The sequence below is a fragment of the Caulobacter segnis genome, assembly GCF_023935105.1.
Taxonomy (GTDB): domain Bacteria; phylum Pseudomonadota; class Alphaproteobacteria; order Caulobacterales; family Caulobacteraceae; genus Caulobacter; species Caulobacter segnis_B.
This window is the reverse complement of record NZ_CP096040.1, coordinates 1,138,691-1,161,473: the sequence shown is the minus strand read 5'-3', so window position 1 is coordinate 1,161,473 and position 22,783 is coordinate 1,138,691. Positions and strand designations below refer to the sequence as shown.

The following is a 22,783-nucleotide window of genomic DNA, read 5'->3' as shown; positions in this document are numbered from 1 at the left end:
GGCGGGTGAGGGGATGCTTGACCTCCCCGACGTAAACGAGCGGACGCTTTCCCAAAACAAAGGGAGGTCCGCCATGCCCACGCCGTTCGAGGTGAACTGGAGCCGCGCGCAGATCGACAAGGTCCTGGCCCAGGTTCGCGCCTATGACTTCCCGCCCGCGCCGGAAGGCGGCGGCTGGGGCTATGGCTGCGACGCCGATTTCCTGAAGGACCTCGCCGCGTACTGGACCGACGGCTTCGACATCGCCGCCGCCCAGGCCAACCTCAATCGTTTCCCGCAGTTCACGGCCCGCATCGAGGACCTCGACATCCACTTCGTCCATGTGATCGGCGAGGCGGGCGGCAAGCGGCCCCTGCTGATCACCCACGGCTGGCCGGGCAGCCACTTCGAATTCTGGGACGCCATCGAACCCTTGGCCTTCCCCTCGCGGCACGGCGGCGATCCGGCCGACGCCTTCGACCTGGTGATCCCGTCCCTGCCGGGCTTCGGATTCTCGGGAAAGCCGAAGCGGCCGCTGGGCCAGCGGGCGACGGCGCGGCTGTTCGACACGCTGATGACTCGCGAGCTGGACTATCCGGCCTATCTGGCCCAGGGCGGCGACTGGGGCGGGCTGGTCACCTCGTGGCTGGGCCTGGACCACGCCGAGCACGTGAAGGCCATCCACCTGAACATGATCGGCCTGCGCCCGGCCGGTCCGCCGACCACGCCGGAAGAAATCAGCTGGATCACCGGCTTCGGCGCCCAGATGGACCTGTGGGGCGCCTATTTCCGCCTGCAGGCCAGCAAGCCGCAGTCCGTGGCCTGGCTCGGCGCCAGCAACCCCGTCGGCCAGGCCGCCTGGATCCTGGAGCGCTTCCACGACTGGGCCGATCTCTCGACCAAGCCGTTCGAGCAGGTGTTCAGTCGCGACCAGCTTCTGACCAACATCATGATCTACGTGATGACCGGCAGCTTCACGACCGGCGCCTGGTACTACCGCGCCATGCTGGAGGAAGGCGGGCCGGTGCTGGCCCCGGGCCAGCGCTGCGAGACCCCGACCGCCTTCGCCAACTTCCCGGGCGAAAGCATCTACAAGCCCCCGCCCCGCTCCTGGGCCGACCGGGCGTACAACATCGTCCGTTGGACCGAACAGCCGCGCGGCGGCCACTTCGCGGCGATGGAGGAGCCGGGGCTGTTCGTGGAGGATCTGCGGGCCTGGGCGCGGGAGCTCCCCTCCCCTTGATGGGGAGGGGTAGGGGTGGGGTGATGGGTGGTCGATGCCGCGCACGACGGCCAACTCAGTCGTTCACCCCCCATCCCTGCCCTTCCCCCATCAAGGGGGAAGGACGCTTCTAGACGCGCCTCGGAAGCCATGGCATCCCGCGCCTAGTCCTTCCGGAGTTCGCCGCATGGCCCGCTACGATTTCGCGTCCGACAACGTCGCCGGCGCCATGCCCGAGGTGATCGAGGCCCTGGTCGCCGCCAATGCCGGAACCGCTTCGGGCTATGGCACGGACCACGTCAGCCGCGCCGCCGCCGACCGCATCCGCGCCGTGCTGGACGCCGACGCCGAGGTCCGCTTCACCGCCTCGGGCACGGCCGCCAACGCCTTCGCCCTGACCCTGCTGGCCCAGCCGCACGAGGCGGTGCTGGCCCACGAGCACGCCCACATCTGCACCGACGAGACGGGCGCTCCGGGCTTCTTCGGCCAGGGCGTGGGGCTGATCGGCCTGGCCGGCGCCTCGGGGCGGATCGACCTCGCGAGCCTGGAAACCGCCCTGGCCCGGCCCGAGGTCTCGTACAACCAGCCCGCCGCCGCCCTGTCGCTGACCACCGCCACCGAATACGGCACGGTCTATGCGGAAGACCATCTGCGCAGCCTGGTCGCGCCGGCCAAGGCCAAGGACTGCGGCGTCCATCTGGACGGCGCGCGGCTGGCCAACGCCGTCGCCGCCGGCTTCGACCTGAAGAGCGTCGCGAAGATGGGCGTCGACATCCTGGTGATGGGCGGCACCAAGGCCGGCTCGACCCCGACCGAGGCCGTTGTGTTCCTCAATCCCGCCCATGCCCGCCGCCTGGACGCCCGGCTGAAACACGCCGGTCAGCTGGTCAGCAAGGGCCGCTTCTTGGCCGCCCCGTGGCTGGGCCTGCTGGGCGAGGATGGCGGGACGGGGCCTTGGGCGGATCGTGCGGCCCACGCCAACGCCATGGCCCGGAAACTGGCCGACTTGATGCCGTTCCCGATCAGGCACCCGGTCGAGGCCAACGGCATCTTCGTCGAGATGGACGAGCCGACCCTGGAGCGCCTGCGCCGCGAGGGCTGGTTCGTCTACCGCTTCCTGGACGGCACGGTGCGCTTCATGTGCTCCTGGGCGACGACGCCCGAAATGGTCGAGGACCTGGGGGAAGCGCTGAAGCGGGTGGCGTAGGCGCCGCCCTGCTCGTCCGTCGCCGCGCGCTCCACGCCCAGCAGCCGCGCGATCTCGGCCGCCGGGGCAGGGCGGCTGATGAAGTAGCCCTGGATCTCGGCGCAGCCCTGGCCGCGCAGGGCGTTCATCTGTTCCAGGGTCTCGACGCCCTCGGCCGTGGTGACGATGCCCATCGAGGCGCCCAGGTCCAGCACGGCCTTGATGATGGCCATGGCGTCGCTGTCGTCGAGGATGTCGCGGACGAAGGTCTGGTCGATCTTGATCTTGTCGAACGGAAAGCTGCGCAGATAGCTCAGCGAGCTGTAGCCCGTGCCGAAGTCGTCCATCGAGATGCGCACACCCAGGGCCTTGAGGTCGTGCAGCATGCTCATATTGGCCACGCTGTCCTGCAGCAGCACCGACTCGGTGATCTCCAGCTCCAGGCGCTGGGCCGGCAGGGCCGAGGCGGCCAGGGCCGAGACCACGGTGCGCACCAGGCCCCGGTCGCGGAACTGGGCGGGCGACAGGTTCACCGCCAGGCGCACATGTTCGGGCCAGCGGGCCGCCTCGGCGCAGGCGTGACGCAACACCCATTCGCCCAGCGGCATGATCAGGCCGATCTCCTCGGCCAGCGGGATGAAGTCCGCCGGCGAGACCATGCCCCGCTCGGGATGGCGCCAGCGCAGCAGGGCCTCGCAGCCGGTCACCCGCTCGTCGCCCAGGTGATAGAGCGGCTGGTAGTACAGCTCGAACTCGCCATCCTGCAGCGCCCGGCGCAAATCCATTTCCAGGGCGCGGCGAGCCTGCAGCTGCTCGTCCATGGCCCGCTCGAAGAAATGGAAGGCGCCGCGCCCGTCGGCCTTGGCGCGATAGAGCGCCATGTCGGCCTTCTTCAGCAGTTCGTCGGCGTCCTCGCCGTCGGAGGGCGCGGCCGCGACGCCGACGCTGGCGCCGATCACCACCTGGTGGCCCTGCAGCTCGAACGGCGCGGCCATGGCCTCGACCACGCGGCCGGCCAGGCGGGTGGCGCCGGCCATGTCCGAGAGCCCGGTCTGGACCACCGCGAACTCGTCGCCGCCCAGGCGAGCCACGGTGTCGCCGTCGCGCACGCAGCGGCGCAGGCGCTCGGCGGCTTCGCGCAGCAGGGCGTCGCCCAGCGGGTGGCCCAGGGTGTCGTTGACGGTCTTGAAGCGGTCCAGGTCGATGAAGTGCACCGCCAGCTGGTCGCCCTTGCGCGACCGGCGGGCCAGGGCCTCGGACAGCGACTTCTGGAACAGCACCCGGTTGGGCAGGTCGGTCAGCGGGTCGTAGTGCGCCAGGCGGGCGATCTGGGCCACGCCCCGGCGGTTGGTCTCGTTCGACGCCTGCAAGAGCCCCAGCACCGTGCCGACGCCCAGATAGCGCTCGTTGTCGGTGACGATGAAGCCGCGCAGCAGGTCGGACGCGCGGTACGACAGGCTGTCGGTGGTGAACTCGGCCAGCTCGGTGTCGGCGTCGACGACCAGCGGTTCGCGGTCCATCAGGCTGGAGATCGGACGGTTGGCGTAGAGGGCGCGGCCGTACTCGGCGGCCATGCGCAGGAAGAAGGCGTTGCGCTCGACGATGCCGATCGGACGGTCGTCGGCGTCCAGCACGGGCACGATCAGGGTGTCGGGCTCCTCGCGGAATCGCTCGTACAGAGCCTTGCCCAGATCGTCCTGACGCGCGGGCGTCAGGGAAGAAACCGTGTCCCGCAGGGTGAACATCGATACGCCTCCACTCACGAGCGGGAGGGATCATTTCCTGGGCTAACGGGGCGCTAATAGCCCAGCTGTCGGCGGTGCATTTCGCGAAAACTTCACGACGCCGTCACAGTGTTTGTGAGGCCGTTTACTGTACCTGACTACTTCTGGGAGAACCGCTGATCTAGCGCCCGGTATCCATGAAATCCCGGGCCGTGAAATCCTCCGGCGCGGCGACCTCGACCACCGGCTCGTCGCGGTCGTCGAACTCGGTGCGCAGGGCCCGGCTCATCACCGCGTGCATCTCGTAGAGACAGGTGATGTAGGTCAGTTCCAGGATCTGCTCGTCGCTCAGGAAGGCCTTCAGCGCCGCGAACACCCCGTCGGCGATGCGGCCGCCGTCCAGCACCAGGCCGTCGGCATAGGCCAGCACCGCCCGCTCGTGGGCGTCGAACACGTCGGCGACCTGCCAGTGCGGCACGGCGGCGATCTTTTCCTCGGCCACGCCCAGGCCGCGCAGCGACTTGCAGTGCTGGGAGAACACGAACTGACTGCCCCGCGCCCAGCCGGCCCGGGTCTGGGCCAGCTCGCGCAGCACCGGATCGATCTTGCGGGCCGGGTCACGATAGAGGGCGAAGCCCTGGGCGGCGTGGCGCAGCACGTCGGGGCTGCCGGCGAACACCGTCCACCAGTCGCCGCGCGTGCCGGTCGCCGTGCCGGGCGCGCTCACCGGGTCGCGGTCGCCGAACAGCAGGTCGTAGAGCTTCAGCGTCCCCTTGTCGGTCACCTCGTCGCGCGGGATCTCGCGCAGCCGCGGCATCAGGCGACCACCCCTTCTTTTTCGGGCAGCGGCTTCGACGCGCCGGCCGGTTCGTGGCGCACGTCCTCGGGCCCGAAGTCGCGGGTGAAGGCTGCCAGCTCCATCATGATCCCGTTCGGATCGGTGAAGTAGACCGAGCGGACGAAGACGCCGGGATGCGGGGTCCTGGCCACGCCCATCTCGCTGTCGTCGTGATTGACCACCACCGGCAGGGCCGGGACGCCGGCGGCCTGAAGGCGCTCCAGACACGCCTCGAGGTCGGCCTCGTCGACGGTGAAGGCGATGTGGTTCATCGAGCCGACGGCGGTCTTGGAGTCGGCCGGAAAGGCCCTGACCGAGGCGATCCCGGGCGCGGCCGGCGGCGTCTCGGGCCACCAGAAGAAGGCCAGGCACGACCCGCCGCCGCAGTCGAAGAAGAAGTGCTGGCCGCCGTCCGGCAAGGCCACGGTCTTCACGAGGGGCATCTCCAGCACCTCGGTGTAGAATTTCACCGTCTGCGCCATGTCGCGGCAGACGAGAGCCAGGTGATTGACGCCGTTGATGTTCATCTCGATCTCGGCTTCCTCCCGGAGACCGAGGTTACGCCGATGCGTCCTGGCGTCGAGCGTGCCGTTGGGGCGCCCCGCCCCAATCCGTCTTCCCGGCGAAAGCCGGGACCCAGATCTCAGGGCGCACGGGCTGATTGGAAGGGCGCAACGTCCTAGACCCCCCTCCAGCGCTCTTTCATCTGGGCCCCGGCTTTCGCCGGGGAAACGGAGAAGGGGTTTACTCCCGCGCCTTGTTCTGGGCGTCGCCCAGCAGCACCTGGCCGATCCAGCTGACGATCCCGGTCACCACGGCCGCCTGGATCCCCGCCCACAGGCCGTTCACCGCCAGGCCGTCCAGGAACCAAGCCACCAGCCCGATCATCGCCGCGTTCACCACCAGCAGAAACAGACCCAGGGTGACGATGGTCAGCGGGAAGGTCAGCACCGTTACCACGGGGCGCACGATGGCGTTGACGATCCCTAGCAGGAAGCCGGCGATGATCAGGGTCTTCCACCCGTCGGCGGTGACGCCGGGGATGATCCGGGCGGCCAGCCACAGGCCGGCGGCGGCGATCAGGACGCGGAGAATGAAACGGATCATGCGAGCGACTCCCCTTTTTCGAGGGAAGATTGGCCTAACCGCGCGCGGGATCAAAGTGACGCCGCATTCGTACAATATCCCAGCTGTGAACTCGGACATTACAAATGCGTTACCACCCTTCCAACCGCCGCTCCGTGAACTATCTATTCCCTCGTGTGGGGGATGATCGCGCGCGAACGGCGAGCGGATCCGCACGCAAGGGGATATGAGTAAGATGGCCGTGAATTCTCTATCGGTGATGTCGCCGGACGGCGGCTTGTCGCGTTACCTCACCGAGATCCGCAAGTTCCCGATGCTCAGCAAGGACGAAGAGTTCATGCTGGCCCAGCGCTGGAAAGAGCACCAGGACCCGCAAGCGGCCCACAAGATGGTGACCTCGCACCTGCGTCTCGTCGCCAAGATCGCCATGGGCTATCGCGGCTACGGCCTGCCGATCGGCGAGGTGATCTCGGAAGGCAATGTCGGCCTGATGCAGGCCGTCAAGAAGTTCGAACCCGAGAAGGGCTTCCGCCTGGCGACCTATGCCATGTGGTGGATCCGCGCCTCGATCCAGGAATATATCCTGCGCTCGTGGTCGCTGGTGAAGATGGGCACGACCGCGGCGCAGAAGAAGCTGTTCTTCAACCTGCGCAAGGCCAAGAGCCAGATCGCCGCCTTCCAGGAAGGCGACTTGCACCCCGACCAGGTCAGCGCCATCGCCACCAAGCTGGGCGTGCTGGACAGCGAGGTCATCTCGATGAACCGTCGCCTGTCGGGCCCCGACGCCTCGCTGAACGCGCCGCTGCGCGCCGACGGCGAGAGCGAGTGGCAGGACTGGCTGGCGGACGAGGACCAAGTTTCGCAAGAGACCCTGGTCGCCGACAACGAGGAGAAGTCGCTGCGGATGTCGCTTCTGGAAGAAGCGATGGTCGAACTGACCGACCGCGAGCGTCACATCCTGACCGAGCGCCGCCTGAAGGACGAGCCGACCACCCTGGAAGAGCTCGCCGCCCAGTACGGCGTCAGCCGCGAACGCGTCCGCCAGATCGAGGTCCGCGCGTTCGAGAAGCTGCAGAAGACCATGCGCGAGGCGGCCATCGCCAAGAACATGGTGGATGCGTAACAAGCACTGCTCACACCAGTGAGACGGAAAGGGGCGCTCTCCGGAGCGCCCCTTTTTCGTTACCGGTCCGATGATCTACAAGACTCGGACCATGACCTTGATCTGCGCCCACACCGGCCAGCCGGCCGTCTACCAACGCTCGCCCGACGACTGCATGATCTGCGTCCTGGCGATGCTGACCGGCCGATCCTACGAGGATGTGGTCGCCGCCGCGCTCGCCCACGACCCAGCGTTCCCGGTCCAGGGCCCCATGAGCCACTCGATCCTGCGCAGCGTGGCGCACGGCTGGGGCTTCATGCTGCTGAGCGGCATCTACATGCTGTGGGCCAGTCCTGGCATCGTTGGCGTGCTGTCGCCCACCCTGCCCGGCACGGGCCACGCGGTGTTCTGGGACGGCGAGAAGATCATCGACCCCAAGCCCGGCGGCCAGGTCGATCGCGCCTATGTCGACGCCCACGGGCTGGAGTTCACCCAGCGCGCCCGCGACCTGCTTCCTCTGCACGCCCACGAGCTGGCCATCGCCGCCGCGCGCACGACGGACGAGCCCTTCTGAACCGTCCGCGCGTCGGGCTATAAGGCCGCGATGACCGACCCTACCGCTTCCCTCCCCCAGCTGATCCTGCTGCCCGGCCTGCTCAACGACGCCGAGCTGTGGCGCGACCAGATCAGCGATCTGTCGGATGTCGCCCGCATCTGGGTCCCGGACCTGACGCCCTACGCGACGATCCGCGAGATGGCGGAGAGCGTGCTGGACAAGGCCGAGCCGACCTTCGCCCTGGCCGGGTTCTCGATGGGCGGCTATGTGGCCCAGGAGATCGCCCGGATCGCGCCGCAGCGCATCCAGCGCCTGGCCCTGCTGGACACCTCGATCCGCGTCGACACCGCCGAGCGCGCCGCCCAGCGTCGGGCGCTGAACAAGGCCGCCGCCAAGGGCGGGACGTTCTTAGGGATCGGCCAGGCGATCATGAAGAGCTACATCGACGCCTCGCGCCTCGATGACCTCGACCTGACCACCCGCATCGTCGAGATGACCCAGCGCCTGGGCCGCGAGGTCTTCCTGCGCCAGAACAGCCTGGAGCGCGAGGATGGCGAGGCGGCGCTGAAGGCCCTGCACGTGCCGCTGGTGATCATCGTCGGCGAGAACGACCAGATCACCCCCGCCGCCGGCCACCGCGAGATGGCCTGGGCGATCGGCTGCACCCACCTCGTGGTGATCCCGAAGACCGGCCACATGACGCCGATGGAGGCGCCCAGCCCGGTCAACGGGGCGCTGCGCCACTGGCTGCAGCGCCCCGCCGGAAAGCGTTAGGCGGTAAGCGCTAGAAGTTGAAGCGCACCCCGCCGACATAGCGGCGGCCGAACCGTTCGAACTCGATCGGATAGCGCGACTGGTCGCCGTAGCGGCGCGCGCCCTGGTTGGTCAGGTTGCTGGCGTCGAAGAACACCTCGACGTTCTTGTTGACCTGATAGCGGGCCGAGAAGTCCATCTCCTCGTCGCTGTCCCAGAAGATGTCGCCGTTGTCGGTGGCGTAGGTCCCACCGTTGATGGTGCGGTACGCGCCCACCGACTGGCCCCACGGCGTGCGGTACTGGTAGGCCAGACGCAGGGTCAGGCCGTACTTCTCGTAGATGGCCTGGACGTTGTAGACGGCGTCCGAGGTGCCCAGCAGCGAGATGGTGCGAGCCGGCACGCCGCCGACCGACGGCAGGGTGACCTTGGACGAGGTCCAGGTGCCCGACAGGCGCGTGCCGAAGCCGCCCAGCCACGACGGCAGGCCATGCGACTGGACGAAGGTCTCGGCCGTGCCGCTGAAGAACGCCTCGAAGCCCTGCAAGTGGCCTTCGCCGGCGTTGTCGATACCCGTGTAGGCATAGCCCGACCGGTCAACGCCGCCGCTGTTCAGCGTGGTCTCGCCGAACGTGCGCGAGGTCTGGACCAGGACGTCCTTCAGGTCCTTGTAGAAGAAGCCCGCCGACACGAAGGTCTCGCGGCCGGCGTACCATTCCAGATAGGTGTCCAGGCCGACCTGGCGCTCGGGCTTGGCATAGGGATTGCCGCCCGACACCGTCTGGTTGGAGTCGCTGTAGGTATAGTTCGGACGCAGGTCGTCGAAGTCGGCGCGCGAGGCCGAGGTCGTGACGCCGACGCGCAGCTTCAGGTCTTCGCGCAGGTTCCAGTTCAGGTGGGCGCTGGGATAGTACAGCGTATCGTCGCTCTTCACCTTGACCAGGCGCGAGCCGACATAGGCCTGCCCCTCGTTCTCGATGTGCTCGACGCGAGCGCCGTAGACGATATTGCCCCAGTCGAAGCGGGTCGTGGCCATGGCGTAGCCGGCGGTGATCGTCTCGCCCACGCGCCAATAGTTGGCGGTGGTGTCGTTCTTGATCGCCGTGCCGTCGCGGACCAGGCCGTCGACGAACGCCTCGGTGGTTTCCTTGTTGGTATAGCGGAAGGTGTAGTTCAGGTTCTGGCTGCCCAGATAACCGATGTTGCTGGCGAACTGCGCCCAGGTCGGCACGCCCGAACCCGAATAGTTGCGGGTGAAGCTGCTCTCGCGCGACTTCTTGGTGCGGTCGGTCCACAGGCCGCCGAACTCGAACTTGGTCTCGTGACCGGCCAGCTCGCCCTCGTAGTCGAAGTCGGCCTTGGCGGTGTAGGCGTTGGTGTAGTCGCCGCCCTTGAGGTTGCCGGCGCTGGTCAGCGGGAACTGGAAGTCCTCGATGTTGGTGATCTGGGCGCCCTTCACGCGGGCCCCCGTCACGCCGCCGGTCGAGAACAGCTTCACGGTGTTCACGTCGCCGTTGCGGAAGTCGTATTCGACGGTCGGACGCAGCAGGAAGCTGGACGGGCTCTGGAAGGCCATGGTCACCGGCGTGTCGCGGCCGTCCTGGGTGTAGGTGTAGTTCAGGCGCCACGAGGCGCTGAGCTTGTTCCACCTGTGCTCGCCGCCCACGGTGTTGGTCGACATCGCTTCCTTGGTGTCGCGATAGTCGATGCGGCCGTTGATCCGCGCCCCGTAGACCGTGCCGAAGGTCGGGTTGTTCCCGTTGATATAGGCGGCGCTGGTGTAGCTGGCGCCGGCCGCGTCCGTGCCCTGGTCCAGGCGGAAGATGAAGTTATCGCGCAGCTCGTCGTCGTGATAATAGGTGTTGATCGTGCTGGCGAAGATCGAGTTGTTATCGTCGAACTTGTAGTCCAGCCGGATCGAAGCCGACATGTTCTCGCGAGTCAGGCGATAGTGCTTGTTCTCGTGCTCGCGGGCGAAGTGCTTGCTGGGATCGACGGTGTTGGAGAGGTACGGATCCGTCTCCCAGTTGTCGGTCGCCATCTCGCGCGAATAGTACGAGGCTTGGGCCACGATCCCCAGCTTGTCGCCAAAGACGTTCGAATAGACGAGGTTGCTGTCGATCTCGTCGCCGCCGCCCAGCTTAACCCGGCCCATACCCAGCTTGCCGCTGATCTTCTGGCCGTTGTAGTCGAAGGCGCGGCGGGTGCGGATGTCGACATTGCCCGCGACGGTGTCGCCCGGCATCGACGGCACGATGGCCTTCTCGACCGTGATCAGGCTGGCGATGGCCGACGGGATGTTGTCGAAGCGGCTGGAGCGGCCTTCCGGGCTAACCACGCTGAGGCCGTCGAACGACAGGGTCGTCCAGTAGACCGGCGCGCCGCGCAGGTTGATGTAGCGGGCCTGACCCTGGTCGCGCTCGACGCCCACGCCCGGCAGGCGGCCGACGGCGAAGGCGATGTTCTGGTCGGGCAAGGCGCCGACGGCGTCGGCCGACAGCACGCTGACCAGCGAGTCGGAATTCTTCTGGATCTGCAGGGCCACGGCCTGGCTTTCGGCCAGCGGACGGCGGGCCGTGACGACGACGTCGGTGACCGCGTTGTCGTCCTCGGCGTGGGCGACGCCCATGGTGGCCGCGGCGATGACGAGCGCGAACGCGCTGGCGCGGCGCAGCAGCGCCGTCTGGGTACGCATGATCATGAATTTCCCCTGACCCGATCGCGGCTGCGCGCGATTCCAGTTCTATGGGGAGGCTGTTAGACGTCGGACATGGCTGATCGACGACAGCTGGAAGACAGTGTCGTGTAGCTTTCGCGACCGGTTCGTGAAGGCCCGCGCTCTATTGCGGCTCTTCCGACGGCGAGATCAGCTTACGCCATCCAAAAGCGGCTTTTTCTGGGTAAACGCGGCCGACGACCGCTGTTCGAACGCCCCGCCCTCAGGCCGCCCGGCCCGTGTCCTCGGGACTCATGAAGCCCATCAGAGCGTCGATGCGCTTGACCAGTTCGGCGCGGCCGCCGGCCTGACCGCCCGTGCAGGATTCCAGCGCCGCGGCCGCCTGGATCAGGCGGGCGTCCTTGATGGCCTCGCCGACGCGCCGGAGCTCGACCGCCTGGGCCGCCAGGGCGCGGCGGGCCTGGGCCGGATCGCTGTCCAGGGCCTGGGCGGCCGACTTGACGATGCGCAGGGCCTGGGAGAGGCGCGCGGCGGGCGTGCCGGCCTGGTCGGCCTCGCGCTTGCGCGGCCCCTTGTAGTCGGCCGAGTTGAAGCGCCGGCGGTCGGGACCGACATAGCCCACGGCCTCGACCCAGCCGCGCGGCTTCAGGGTCACCGCCTCGAGGCGGCGTTCCAGGTCCTTCAGGTTGAAGGGCTTGCGCATGAATTCATGAACACCGGCGTCGCGGGCGCCGTAGATCGTCTCGGCGGTGGCGTCGGCCGTGCACATGATCACCGGGGCCTCGCGGCACGTCAGGTCGCTGCGACGGATCTTGCGGGTGAAAGCCAGGCCGTCGACGCCGTTCTGGGCGTGCTCGACGAAGATCAGCTGCGGCTCGACCGCCCGAGCCATGGCGTAGCCCTTCTCCGCCGTCGCGGCGGCGAAGATCTGCACGCCGCCCAGCGGGCGCAGGTGTTCAGCCAGCAGACGCGCGGTCGCGGGGTTCGGATCGACGACCATCACCCGCCGCGTCTTGGCGGCGACACGCTGGATTGTACGGGCGTTCCCGTCGAACACGGACTCGCGGCTCCTCGAAACTGAACCCGATCACTAGGCTCAGAACGTAAAAATCAGCTTGATGATCGAGGTCGCCCTCGCGGCGGATTGTCCCGGTTTCAGGTATTCGGCGGCGACAGATTGGCCTCGAAATCCATGAAGATGTCGATCGCCTCGTCGACATGGACCGAGGTCGCCTGGCCCTTGGGGAAGCGATAGCGCCAGAAGCTGGAGATGTGCGAGATCACCCCGACCCGCTCGCCCAGGCTCAGGAACAGCTCGGGGGCGCGCAACAGGAAGTCGCGGAACTGCTGAGGCCGGCCGTTGCTGGTCAGGCTCTCGAACGCGTCGTCATAGACCTTCAGCGTGCGCAGGATGGCGGCCCGCTCGACCATCACCCCGCCCTGCAGGCGCTTGCGGACCCCGTCCAGATACTGGTCGGCCTCGGCGTCGCGCTGGCCGGTGACCGTGATGGCGCTGATCTCGGCGCCGACGTCGGTCAGCATGGGCCACAGCTTGGTCAGCATCCACTTGTAATAGAGGAAGCCCTTCCAGCTGAAGACGCCCTCGCGGAAGCTGCGCCCCTCCATGACCAGGGTGTTGCGCAGCGGCTCCAGCCGCTCGTCGACATCGGCCGCCAGCAGCGCCTCGACCAGCCGCGCCGAGTGGATCCGGCGCAGGCCGCCCGCGTCGCGATAGGCCAACTCGATGAGATGCGCGATCTCCATGCCGACGAAGCCCTGCATGGCCTCGTAGTCGGCGGGCGACAGGGTGAAGTAGCAGCCGGCCACCGCGATCCGGTGGCGGCGCAGGTGCTCGCGCAGCAGGAACGGGTCCAGCGACGGCAAGGTGTCGATCGCTTCCAGGGTCTCCAGGTCGCGGCTCAGATTGCCCGAGGCGTTGCAGGCCTCGATCAGCATCTGCTGCCAGCCGCGCTGGCCCACGAACACCGACTGGCCGCCATACTTCAGGTCGTTGCGGTCGAAGGGGATGATGACCTTGGTCGCCGTCTGGCGGGCCTCGTCGAACAGGTAGAGGTCGTCGTTGCGCAGGCGGTGCTTGATGATCAGCGCCGTGTTCAGGATCTTGTTCTGGAACAGCGGCTGCTCGCCGTATTCCGGCCGGTGGCCGCTCTCGGCCTCGATGGCCAGCAGGTTCAGCACCCGGCTGGTCGAGGCCGTATGCTCGAGCGCGCGCAGGCTCCGCGTGACGCGGTCGGCCTGGTTGATCGGCTTGATCTTGCGACGGCGCGCGTGTGCGGACACGGGAACCCCTGTGTGAACAAGCCGTCTTAGGGGGTCGAGGCTAACAAACGCTAACCGGATCGCGCGCGATCGATCCGCGAAACCGGAAACGGGTAAGGTCAGGGGCGCGGCGGCGCGCCGCTCGCGGTGGCGCGCCGCATCACGTCCTGGAAAGGCGCGACCCAGATCTCGTCCGCGTGCGCCTTCAGATAGCGCAACAGGCCCTGATGGGCTTCGGACGAGACCGTGAGGTAGTCGCCGCCCACGCCGTGAAACATGAAGACGCCCAGCCCGCCCGCACGCCGCACGTCCTGCACATAGGCGATCAGATCGTCGGCCGTGGCGGTCTCGGGAAACGAGCGGCTGGGGACGCGGAAGGGGTCCAGCATCGCCGGGTCGCTGATCACCCCGCCGCTGGGCACGCCGGTGCGGACGTAGCGGATCGTCCCGGACGCCCGCAACGCGTCGGTATAGTCGACGCCGCCGGCCAGGCTGACGCTGCACGGGACCGAATAGGTCCGCTCGGTCCGGCCGTCGATCGCGGTCAGCAGGGTGTTCATCGCCCCGATCTCGCGCAGCATGCCAGGAACCGTGTAGCGCTCGGAATTGAACTGCGGGTCCATGGCGAAGGATGCTTGCGGGCACGGGTGGAACATCGAGTGGTTGCCCAGCTCGTGCCCGCGCTCGGCCAGTCGCCGCCAGCGCGGGATGTCCGCCGCCGGGAAGGTCCCGTTGAGGAAGAACGTCCCGCGCAGCCCCGCCGCCTCCAGCTGCGGCGCGGCGACGTCGAGGTGCGAGGTCAGGGCGTCGTCATAGGTCAGGACGATCGCCGCCTTGCGCCCGCCGGGCCAGTCGAACGATCCGGCCACGGCGGGAGAGGCCAGGACCAGCGCGATCAGAACGATGAAGATCCCGCGCATGGCCCCAGCTCCGTTCTTCGCTAGCCCTGGAAGGGGTCGCGCATCAGGATGGTGTCGTCCCGCTCAGGGCTGGTCGACAGCAGGGCCACCGGGGCGCCGATCAGTTCCTCGACGCGGCGCACGTATTTGATCGCGTTGGCGTTGAGGTCCTTGAACGAGCGGGCGCCGGCGGTGCTTTCCGTCCAGCCCTCGATCTCTTCATACACCGGCGTGGCGGCGGCCTGGTCGCGCAGGCCGGCCGGCAGGTAGTCGACGACCTTGTCGCCGATCTTGTAGCCGACGCAGATCTTCAGGGTCTTGAGGCCGTCCAGCACGTCCAGCTTGGTCAGGGCCACGCCGTGGATGCCGTTGATGGCCACCGACTGGCGCACCAGCACCGAGTCGAACCAGCCGCAGCGGCGGGCGCGGCCGGTGTTGACCCCGACCTCGCGGCCGACCGTCGACAGGTGCTTGCCCACGTCGTCGAACAGCTCGGCCGGGAACGGGCCCTCGCCCACGCGGGTGGTGTAGGCCTTGACGATGCCCAGCACGAAGCCGGTCGCCGAGGGGCCCATGCCCGAGCCGGCAGCGGCCTGGCCGGCGGCGGTGTTGGACGAGGTCACGAACGGATAGGTGCCGTGGTCGACGTCCAGCAGCGAGCCTTGCGCGCCTTCGAACAAGATCTTGCGGCCGGCCTTGTGAGCCTGGTCCAGCACCCGCCACGCCGGCTGGGCGTAGGGCAGGATGCGCGGGGCCAGTTCCATCAGGGCGTCGAAAAGCTCCTGAGCCGAGGCCTCCGGCAGGTTCAGGCCGCGACGCAGGGCGCCGTGGTGGCTGAGCAGGCGCTCGATCTTGGGCTTCAGGGCTTCCGGATCGGCCAGGTCGGCGACGCGGATGGCGCGGCGGCCGACCTTGTCCTCGTAGGCCGGACCGATGCCGCGGCCGGTGGTGCCGATCTTCTGGGTCGAGGCGGCCTCGCGCGCCTGGTCCAGGTCACGGTGCAGCGGCAGGATCAGGCAGGCGTTGTCGGCCAGGATCAGCAGCTCGGGCGTGATGTTGACGCCCTGGTCGGCGATCTTGTCGATCTCGCCCAACAGGTGCCACGGGTCGACGACGACGCCATTCCCGATGACAGAGAGCTTGCCCTGCACCACGCCCGAGGGCAGCAGGGCCAGCTTGTAGACCTTGCCGTCCACCACCAGCGTATGGCCGGCGTTGTGCCCGCCCTGGAAGCGCACGACGACGTCGGCCCGGTTGCTGAGCCAGTCGACGATCTTGCCCTTGCCCTCGTCGCCCCACTGGGCGCCGACAACGGTCACGTTGGCCATGGTAGAGATATGCCTTGTCGCCTGCCGGGTGACGTCGCGGGGTCCTTCGACAGGACTCGACCCCGGACGTTCAATCAGTTTTGGGCGGCGGCGCTCTTAAAGGAAAGAGCGAAGTCAGAAGGCGTAAACCAGCCGGACCCCCGCGTCGTCAAGCCCCTGGTTCTTGCCCTGGTGGAAGATCTGGCCGTTCGACAGGTGGGTGTAGCTGAGTTCCACCGACACCTTGTCGCTGACCTGGTAGCCCAGGGCCAGCTCCGGCTCGAACAGCACGTGCGAGCCGAATTCGATGCGGTGATAGTAGAGATAGGTGCGGCGGGCCCGCTCCTCGTCGCTGATGTTCGGGGCGTTGGCCGGCGGCAGCTTGGCCTTGCCGTCCGTATAGGCCAGGCCCATGCCGGGGCGCAGGTAGAAGCCGCCCGGCTGGCCGAAATCGATCTTCCAATCGAAGCCGGCGGCCACGAAGTTGGATTTGTTCTCGCTGTTGATCGACACCATCGTGTGGACCTGCGGCTTGCCCAGCCAGCGCAGATTTTCCAGCTTGTCGGTGCGATAGCCCAGATGGACGTCGTAGCCATCCTCGCGGCCCGCGGCCCCCAGGCCGACGGCTTTGCCGATGAAGGTCACGTCGTGCTTGTAGACGCCGACGAAGGCTTCCCCGGCCACCGCGGGCGCGGCGACCCCTAACGCGGCGCTCCCCAACAGAAGGGACGCCGCGACGGCGAACTTGGCGGTCTTCATGGAGTCGTCCTGAACAGCTGAGCCCTGGCCCTATATGGATCGAACGATGCGGGTCGCAAAGGGTTTCGGTGAGGCTTATCGCGAGCTAGACCTTCGGCCCATGAGTATCGCCCTTTCCGACATCCAAGCCGCCGCCGAACGCCTCAAGGGCCAGGCCGTCGAGACGCCGCTGATCGAGAGCCCCGCCCTGAACGAACGCCTAGGCGGACGGGTGTTCCTCAAGCCCGAGACCCTGCAGCGGGCCGGGGCCTTCAAGTTCCGCGGCGCCTATAATCGCCTGAGCCAGCTGACCGACGCGGAGAAGTCGCGCGGCGTCGTGGCCTTCTCGTCCGGCAACCACGCCCAGGGGGTGGCGCTGGCGGCCCAGTTGCTGGAAATCCCGGCCCTGATCGTCATGCCGTCGGACTCGCCGGCCGTGAAGGTCGAGGGCACGAAGGGCTTCGGCGCCGAGATCCGATTCTACGACCGTTTCACCGAGGACCGCATCGCCATCGCCGACCAGATCGCCGCCGAACGCGGCTGCACGGTCGTGCCGTCCTATGACGATCCGCACATCATCGCCGGCCAGGGCACGCTGGGCCTGGAAATCGTCGCCCAGGCCCGCGCGTTGGGTGTCGAACTCGACCGCGTGCTGTCGCCGGTCGGCGGCGGCGGGCTGATCGCCGGAACCTCGACGGCGGTGAAGGCGCTGTCGCCGTCCACGGAGGTCTGGGGCGCCGAGCCCGCCGGCTTCGACGAGACCCGCCGCTCGCTGGAGAGCGGAAGCCGCGAGACCATCGACAAGGACGCCCGCTCGATCTGCGACGCCCTCCTGACCCCGATCCCCGGCGAACTGACCTGGCCGATCAATCAGCGGAACCTGTCCGGCGTCGTGGCGGTGACCGACGCCGAGGTCGCCGAGGCGATGCGCTATGCGTTCGGGACGCTGAAGCTGGTGGTCGAGCCCGGCGGCTGCGTGGCCCTGACGGCGGCGCTGACGGGCAAGGTGGACTTGAAGGGCAAGACGGCGGCGATCGTGCTGTCGGGCGGCAATGTCGATCCGGGGTTGTTCGCGAGCGTGCTGAAGGGCGAGATCTAGACGCCCCCTCCGTCTCGTCGCGTATCCGCGCCGATCCACCTCCCCCGCAGACGGGGGAGGATGGGAGCCTTTCCTCCTCACCCGTGAAACGGGGGAGGTGGCGCGCGGCGTAGCCGCGTGACGGAGGGGGCGCTACGGTCGCGGCGAAGAGGAAGCCAAATGAACCTGCCGCCCGCGACCGCCCTCCCCCAGACCCCGCTGTTGGTCGTCGACCGCGCCGCCCTCGAGCGCAACCTCACCCGCATGCAGGTCCTGTGCGACGCCGCCGGGGTGCGGCTGCGGGCTCATGGCAAGACCCACAAGTGCTCGACGCTGGGCCGGCTGATCGTCGAGCGCGGGGCCGTGGGGCTGTGCTGCCAGACGGTCGGCGAAGCCGAGGCCTATGTCGCCGGCGGGATCCGCGACGTGCTGGTCACCGCCCCCGTCCCGCCCTGGGGGCCGGCGCGGCTGGCGAAGCTGGCCAAGGTCGCCACGATCGGCGTCGTCGCCGACGACGAGGGCCAGATCGACCGCCTCTCCGACGCGGCCGTGGCGGCCGGCGTCACCCTGGACCTGGTCGTCGACCTCGACCTGGGCACCCACCGCGCCGGGGCCTATCCGAAGGACGCCCTGAAACTGGCCCGCGCCGCCGACGCCGCGCCCAGCCTGCGCTTCGCCGGGATCCAGGCCTATCTCGGCCACCTGCAGCACATGGACGACCTGGACCTGCGCAAGGCCGCCGACGAGGCCGCCTTCGCCACGCTGAAGAACCTGGTCGCCGAGCTGACCGCCGCCGGCCTGCCGCCTGGCGTCGTCACCGGCGGCGGCACCGGCACCCACGCCTTCGATCTGGCCTCGGGCGTCTATACCGAGCTGCAGGCCGGCTCCTACGCGGTGATGGACGTCGAGTACGACGCCTGCGGCGCGCCGGACGGCGAGGCCTGGGCGTTCGAGCCGGCCCTGTTCATCGCCGCCAGCGTCGTCTCGGCCAACCACAAGAGCCACGTCACCGTCGACGCCGGCTTCAAGGCCGTGTCGATGGACGGCCCACCGGCCCGCGTGGTCGCCGGCGCCGCGCCCGGCTCCCTGTGGCGGCCGATGGGCGACGAGCACGGCATGATCGCCCACCCCGCCCTTATCGACGTGCTGAAGGCCGCCGGCCGCGACCCGCTGGGCTTCGACAAGGCCGTGGCCGCCGCCGACGCCGATCCGGCGCGGGAAGTCCCCCTCGACGCGCCCCGGGTCGGCGACCTCGTCTGGCTGCAGCCGGGCCACTGCGATCCGACCATCAACCTCTACGACGCCCTGCATGTCTGGGACGGCGATAAGCTGGAGCGCTGGGCGGTGGACGGGCGAAGGGTCAGCGTCTGACACTCGCCCCCTCCGCGCTTCGCGCTCCTCCTCCGCAGGGGGAAGAAGGGTGTCCACGGACCTTCCGCCCCCTCCTGGGGGCGGACGACCTGCGGAGCAGGTCAGGTGGGGGCAAGTAGCGCTGGCGAGCTTTCGAAACCCTCGCTAGGGTCCGCGCCAAGATTTCCCCCCAAAGAGGGCCTCGGATGAAACGCCTGCTGCTCGCCACCGTCCTGATCGCCGCGCCCATGCTGTCGCACGCGGCGGACGCGCCCAAGATCGACCCCGCCAAGCTGTCGGCGCACATCAAGGTGCTGTCGTCCGACGCGTTCGAGGGCCGGGGGCCCGGCACGGCCGGCGAGACCAAAGCCGTCGGCTACATCGTCGACCAGATGAAGGCCATCGGCCTCTCGCCCGCCGGCCAGGTCCAGAAGGACGGCAAGCGCGCCTGGACCCAGAACGTGCCGCTGGCCCGCTTCGAAATGGCCGGCCCGGTCGCGGCGTCCTTCGCCAAGGACGGCAAGGCTACCCCCCTGGCCCAGGGCGACCAGATCGCCATCCGCGCGGCCATGACCAATGTCGACGCCGTCGCGATTAAGAACGCCCCGATCGTCTTCGCCGGCTATGGCGTCAAGGCGCCGGAGCGGAACTGGGACGACTTCAAGGGCCTGGACGTGAAGGGCAAGATCCTGGTCGTGCTGATCAACGACCCGGACTTCGAGACGGGATCCGGTGACTTCGGCGGCAAGGCCATGACCTATTACGGCCGCTGGACCTACAAGTACGAGGAGGCCGCCCGGCTGGGCGCGGCCGGCGTGCTGATCGTCCACGAGACGGCGCCCGCCTCGTACGGCTGGAACACGGTCAAGAACTCGAACACCAATACGATGTTCGACATCGTCCGCAAGGATCCGGCCAAGAGCCATCCCAAGCTGGAAGCCTGGATCCAGCGCGACGTCGCTGTCGACCTGTTCAAGCAGGCGGGCCTCGACTTCGACGCCCTGAAGAAAGAAGCCCAGAGCCGCGACTTCAAGGCGGTGGAGCTGAAGGGCGTGACCTTCTCGGCCGACTACAAGGTCAAGCACGAGGTCATCACGTCCAAGAACGTCGCCGGCCGCATCGTCGGGGCCAAGTATCCGAACGAGACGATCATCTACAGCGGCCACTGGGACCACCTGGGCGTCGGCGCCCCGGACGCCAAGGGCGACAAGATCTACAACGGCGCCGTCGACAACGCCGACGGGATCGCCGCCCTGCTGGAGCTGGCCCGCGCCTTCAAGAGCCGACCCGCCCCGCAACGCTCGATCCTGTTCCTGGCCGTGACCGCCGAGGAGAAGGGCCTGCTGGGTTCGGAATACTATGGCGCCAACCCGCTGTTCCCGCTGGCGACCACGGTCGGCGACATCAACATCGACGCCCTGTCGGCGGCCGGTCCGGCCAAGGACGTGACCACCTCGGGCGACGGCAAGGTCGACCTTCAGGACATGCTGGCCGCCAAGGCCAAGGCCCACGGCCGCTACTTCACGCCCGACCCGACGCCGCAGGCCGGCCACTTCTACCGCTCGGACCACTTCCCGTTCGCCAAGCGCGGCGTGCCGGCCATCTCGATCGGCTCGGGCAACGACCTGGTCAACGGCGGCAAGGAAGCCGGCGAGAAGGCCGAGGCCGACTATACCGACAACCGCTACCACCAGCCAGCGGACGAATGGTCGGCGAGCTGGGACCTGTCGGGCCAGGCGATGGACCTGGGTCTCGTCTATGAGATCGGCGCCGACCTCGCCAACTCGCGCGTCTGGCCGCAATGGCAGAAGGGCTCGGAGTTCAAGGCCCTGCGCGACCAGACGGCGGCGCAGCGGAAGTAACGCATCTTCGGGGAGGGGGCCCCTCCCCCGTTTCACCGGCGAAAGCCGGGGCCCAGATTCAGCCTGAGCGGTTGGGGCGGGTTCGCCAACAGCCTCGACCGTTCGGCAAGCGCTCCTGAGTTCGATCTGGGCCCCGGCTTTCGCCGGGGAGATCGGATTTGGGGGCAGTAAGTGACGATCCAGAGTTCCCCATGACCGCCTCCGTCTTCGACCTGTTCAAACTCGGCGTCGGCCCGTCGAGCAGCCACACCATGGGGCCGATGACGGCCGCCGGGCTGTTCCTCCAGCGGCTGCGCGACGCCGACAAGCTGGCCGCCGTGGCCCGGGTCGAGATCCGCCTCTACGCCTCACTGGCCCTGACCGGCCGCGGGCACGCCACCGATCGCGCGGTGATCCTGGGGCTGATGGGCTTCGTGCCCGCCACGCTCGATCCCGACGCCGGCGAGGCGGCCTTGCTGGAGGTCCAGGCCACCCAGTCGCTATCGCTTGGCGGTCAGATGGGGGGCGGCGACCACCCCATCGGCTTCGACGAGGCCCGCGACATCGTCTGGCTGGGCCACGAGCGCCTGCCGCAACACCCCAACGGGCTGACCTTCACCGCCTTCGACGCAGCAGGTGAAGTGCTGGCCGAGCGCACCTATTTCTCGGTCGGCGGCGGCTTCGTGCGCGAGGAAAGCGAGATGGGCCGCAACGCGCCGCCCGAGGACGGCCCGGCCATCCCCTTCCCGTTCGAGAGCAGCGCCGACCTGCTGGACCGCGCCGAGCAGGCGGGCCTCAGCATCGCCGGGGTCATGGCCGCCAACGAGCTGGCCCGCATGGACGAGGGCGCGATGAACGCCGGCCTCGACCGCATCTTCGCGGCGATGGAGGCCTGCATCGATCGCGGCATGCGCCAGGACGGTGTCCTGCCCGGCGGCCTGACGGTCAAGCGCCGCGCCCGCCAGATCCACCAGACCATCCAGGGCCGGATGGAGCGCCAGATGAGCGACCCGCTGGCGGCCATGGACTTCGTCAACCTGTGGGCCATGGCGGTCAACGAGGAGAACGCCGCCGGCGGCCGCGTCGTCACCGCCCCGACCAACGGCGCGGCGGGGCTGATCCCGGCCGTGCTGCGGTTCTTCGTCCGGTTCTACAAGGGTACGCCCGAGCAGATCAGGACCTTCCTGCTGACGGCGGCCGCGATCGGCGCGCTCTACAAGCGCAACGCCTCGATCAGCGGCGCCGAGGTCGGCTGCCAGGGCGAGGTCGGGGTCGCCTGCTCGATGGCCGCCGCCGGGCTGGCGGCGGCGCTGGGCGGGACCAACGCCCAGATCGAGAACGCCGCCGAGATCGGCATGGAGCACAATCTGGGCCTGACCTGCGACCCGATCGGCGGCCTGGTCCAGATCCCCTGCATCGAGCGCAACGCCATGGGCGCCATCAAGGCCATCGACGCCGCCCGCCTGGCTTTGCTGGGCGACGGCCAGCATTCGGTCAGCCTCGACAAGGTCATCGCCACCATGAAGCGCACGGGCGAGGACATGAACGAGATCTACAAGGAAACCTCGATGGGCGGCCTGGCCGTGGGGCTGTCGGTGAACCGGGTGGAGTGCTGAGGACTTGCCCCCTCCGGGCCTTCGGCCCTCCTCCCCCATAGGGGGAAGAAGGATCGCGCGCCTTCCGCCCGCCTTTGGGGGCGGACGACCTGCGTAGCAGGTCAGGTGGGGGTGGCGCTGGCGCGACTCCCGTCAAGCGCGTTACGCTCCCCCTCCGGAGGACACCCATGCCCGGCTCGATCACCCCGATGGTCCACGTCCCCGACGTCCGCGCGGCCGCCGACTGGTACCGCGACCTCGGCTTCGTGCTGACCGGCTTCAACAATGTGGACGGCGTCTGGAGCTGGGCGCGGCTGACGATGGGCGACGGGGCGGTGATGTTCGGCACAGGCGGCCTGCCGTCCCTGGCCCACCGGCGCGAGGTCGACCTGTATGTCGGGGTCGACGAGGGCCTGGACGCCCTGTTCGAGGACCTCAAGGACCGGGTCGACGTGTTCCAGCCGCCGCACGACACCGAGTACGGCATGCGCGAGTTCATCATCCGCGATCTGAACCGCTTCTGGATCACCTTCGGCCAGCCGATCGCCGGCTGAAAAGCGGCGTCGAATCCC

At 68.5% G+C, this 22,783-nt stretch carries 21 protein-coding genes; 11 read left to right on the top strand and 10 right to left on the bottom strand.

The features are described from left to right. Positions 1-73 precede the first annotated feature (73 nt). Together MZV50_RS05720 and MZV50_RS05715 are read left to right on the top strand one after the other, a co-directional pair. Positions 74-1,222: an epoxide hydrolase family protein gene (locus MZV50_RS05720; protein WP_252633455.1), complete on the top strand. Its 1,149-nt coding sequence runs from the start codon at positions 74-76 to the stop codon at positions 1,220-1,222. Positions 1,223-1,388: 166 nt separating this feature from the next. Further along, a complete protein-coding gene (locus tag MZV50_RS05715) occupies positions 1,389-2,408 on the top strand; it encodes a threonine aldolase family protein (RefSeq protein ID WP_252633454.1) in 1,020 nt (339 codons plus the stop codon). Here MZV50_RS05715 and MZV50_RS05710 read toward each other — a convergent pair. The 4 genes from MZV50_RS05710 to MZV50_RS05695 form a co-directional block, all read right to left on the bottom strand. Further along, positions 2,309-4,132, bottom strand: coding sequence for a putative bifunctional diguanylate cyclase/phosphodiesterase (locus tag MZV50_RS05710; RefSeq protein WP_436792209.1), 1,824 nt, complete (start codon positions 4,130-4,132; stop codon positions 2,309-2,311). The genes MZV50_RS05715 and MZV50_RS05710 overlap by 100 nt on opposite strands. A 160-nt stretch (positions 4,133-4,292) precedes the next feature. Then, entirely contained in the window at positions 4,293-4,928 is a 636-nt protein-coding gene (locus MZV50_RS05705; RefSeq protein WP_252633453.1) for a carboxymuconolactone decarboxylase family protein, read from the bottom strand. Beyond that, positions 4,928-5,476, bottom strand: coding sequence for a VOC family protein (locus MZV50_RS05700; protein WP_252633452.1), 549 nt, complete (start codon positions 5,474-5,476; stop codon positions 4,928-4,930). Before MZV50_RS05700 ends, MZV50_RS05705 begins: the two co-directional genes overlap by 1 nt. Before the next feature lie 217 nt (positions 5,477-5,693). Next, positions 5,694-6,056, bottom strand: a complete 363-nt coding sequence (locus MZV50_RS05695) for a phage holin family protein (RefSeq protein ID WP_252633451.1) — start codon at positions 6,054-6,056, stop codon at positions 5,694-5,696. A gap of 104 nt (positions 6,057-6,160) precedes the next feature. Here MZV50_RS05695 and MZV50_RS05690 point away from each other — a divergent pair, with 104 nt between their 5' ends. The 4 genes from MZV50_RS05690 to MZV50_RS05675 all read left to right on the top strand — a co-directional run bounded on the left by MZV50_RS05690 (position 6,161) and on the right by MZV50_RS05675 (position 8,467). Further along, positions 6,161-6,265: a hypothetical protein gene (locus MZV50_RS05690; protein ID WP_252633450.1), complete on the top strand. Its 105-nt coding sequence runs from the start codon at positions 6,161-6,163 to the stop codon at positions 6,263-6,265. Further along, on the top strand, positions 6,262-7,158 hold the full coding sequence (gene rpoH, locus MZV50_RS05685) for an RNA polymerase sigma factor RpoH (protein ID WP_252633449.1): 897 nt from the start codon (positions 6,262-6,264) through the stop codon (positions 7,156-7,158). Before MZV50_RS05690 ends, rpoH begins: the two co-directional genes overlap by 4 nt. 91 nt (positions 7,159-7,249) lie before the next feature. Continuing rightward, positions 7,250-7,711: a hypothetical protein gene (locus tag MZV50_RS05680; protein WP_252633448.1), complete on the top strand. Its 462-nt coding sequence runs from the start codon at positions 7,250-7,252 to the stop codon at positions 7,709-7,711. Between the two features lie 30 nt (positions 7,712-7,741). Next, positions 7,742-8,467, top strand: a complete 726-nt coding sequence (locus tag MZV50_RS05675; protein WP_252633447.1) for an alpha/beta fold hydrolase — start codon at positions 7,742-7,744, stop codon at positions 8,465-8,467. Between the two features lie 10 nt (positions 8,468-8,477). On the opposite strand, the gene MZV50_RS05670 is transcribed toward MZV50_RS05675, so the two are convergent. The 6 genes from MZV50_RS05670 to MZV50_RS05645 form a co-directional block, all read right to left on the bottom strand. Beyond that, complete coding sequence (locus MZV50_RS05670; protein WP_252633446.1) at positions 8,478-11,147, bottom strand: TonB-dependent receptor; 2,670 nt, start codon at positions 11,145-11,147, stop codon at positions 8,478-8,480. 238 nt (positions 11,148-11,385) lie between these two features. After that, entirely contained in the window at positions 11,386-12,123 is a 738-nt protein-coding gene (locus MZV50_RS05665) for a response regulator (protein WP_252635189.1), read from the bottom strand. Positions 12,124-12,278: 155 nt separating this feature from the next. After that, entirely contained in the window at positions 12,279-13,424 is a 1,146-nt protein-coding gene (locus MZV50_RS05660; protein ID WP_252633445.1) for a hypothetical protein, read from the bottom strand. Positions 13,425-13,522: 98 nt separating this feature from the next. Then, entirely contained in the window at positions 13,523-14,323 is an 801-nt protein-coding gene (locus MZV50_RS05655) for a polysaccharide deacetylase family protein (protein WP_252633444.1), read from the bottom strand. A 20-nt stretch (positions 14,324-14,343) separates the two neighbouring features. Then, positions 14,344-15,630, bottom strand: coding sequence for an adenylosuccinate synthase (locus tag MZV50_RS05650; RefSeq protein WP_252633443.1), 1,287 nt, complete (start codon positions 15,628-15,630; stop codon positions 14,344-14,346). A 114-nt stretch (positions 15,631-15,744) separates the two neighbouring features. Next, the gene (locus tag MZV50_RS05645; protein ID WP_252633442.1) at positions 15,745-16,368 is read right to left on the bottom strand and encodes an acyloxyacyl hydrolase; all 624 of its coding nucleotides are present in this window, start codon (positions 16,366-16,368) and stop codon (positions 15,745-15,747) included. Between the two features lie 100 nt (positions 16,369-16,468). Here MZV50_RS05645 and MZV50_RS05640 point away from each other — a divergent pair, with 100 nt between their 5' ends. From MZV50_RS05640 to MZV50_RS05615, 5 genes are all read left to right on the top strand, one after another. Beyond that, positions 16,469-17,446 carry a threonine ammonia-lyase gene (locus MZV50_RS05640; protein WP_252633441.1) on the top strand — a complete coding sequence of 326 codons (978 nt, stop codon included), beginning with the start codon at positions 16,469-16,471 and terminating at the stop codon, positions 17,444-17,446. Between the two features lie 159 nt (positions 17,447-17,605). Next, positions 17,606-18,796, top strand: coding sequence for an alanine racemase (locus tag MZV50_RS05630; RefSeq protein ID WP_252633440.1), 1,191 nt, complete (start codon positions 17,606-17,608; stop codon positions 18,794-18,796). Between the two features lie 185 nt (positions 18,797-18,981). Further along, positions 18,982-20,637: a M28 family metallopeptidase gene (locus MZV50_RS05625; protein WP_252633439.1), complete on the top strand. Its 1,656-nt coding sequence runs from the start codon at positions 18,982-18,984 to the stop codon at positions 20,635-20,637. Positions 20,638-20,828: 191 nt separating this feature from the next. Then, positions 20,829-22,232 carry an L-serine ammonia-lyase gene (locus MZV50_RS05620; RefSeq protein WP_252633437.1) on the top strand — a complete coding sequence of 468 codons (1,404 nt, stop codon included), beginning with the start codon at positions 20,829-20,831 and terminating at the stop codon, positions 22,230-22,232. 167 nt (positions 22,233-22,399) lie between these two features. After that, complete coding sequence (locus MZV50_RS05615; protein WP_252633436.1) at positions 22,400-22,765, top strand: VOC family protein; 366 nt, start codon at positions 22,400-22,402, stop codon at positions 22,763-22,765. Positions 22,766-22,783: the final 18 nt, after the last annotated feature.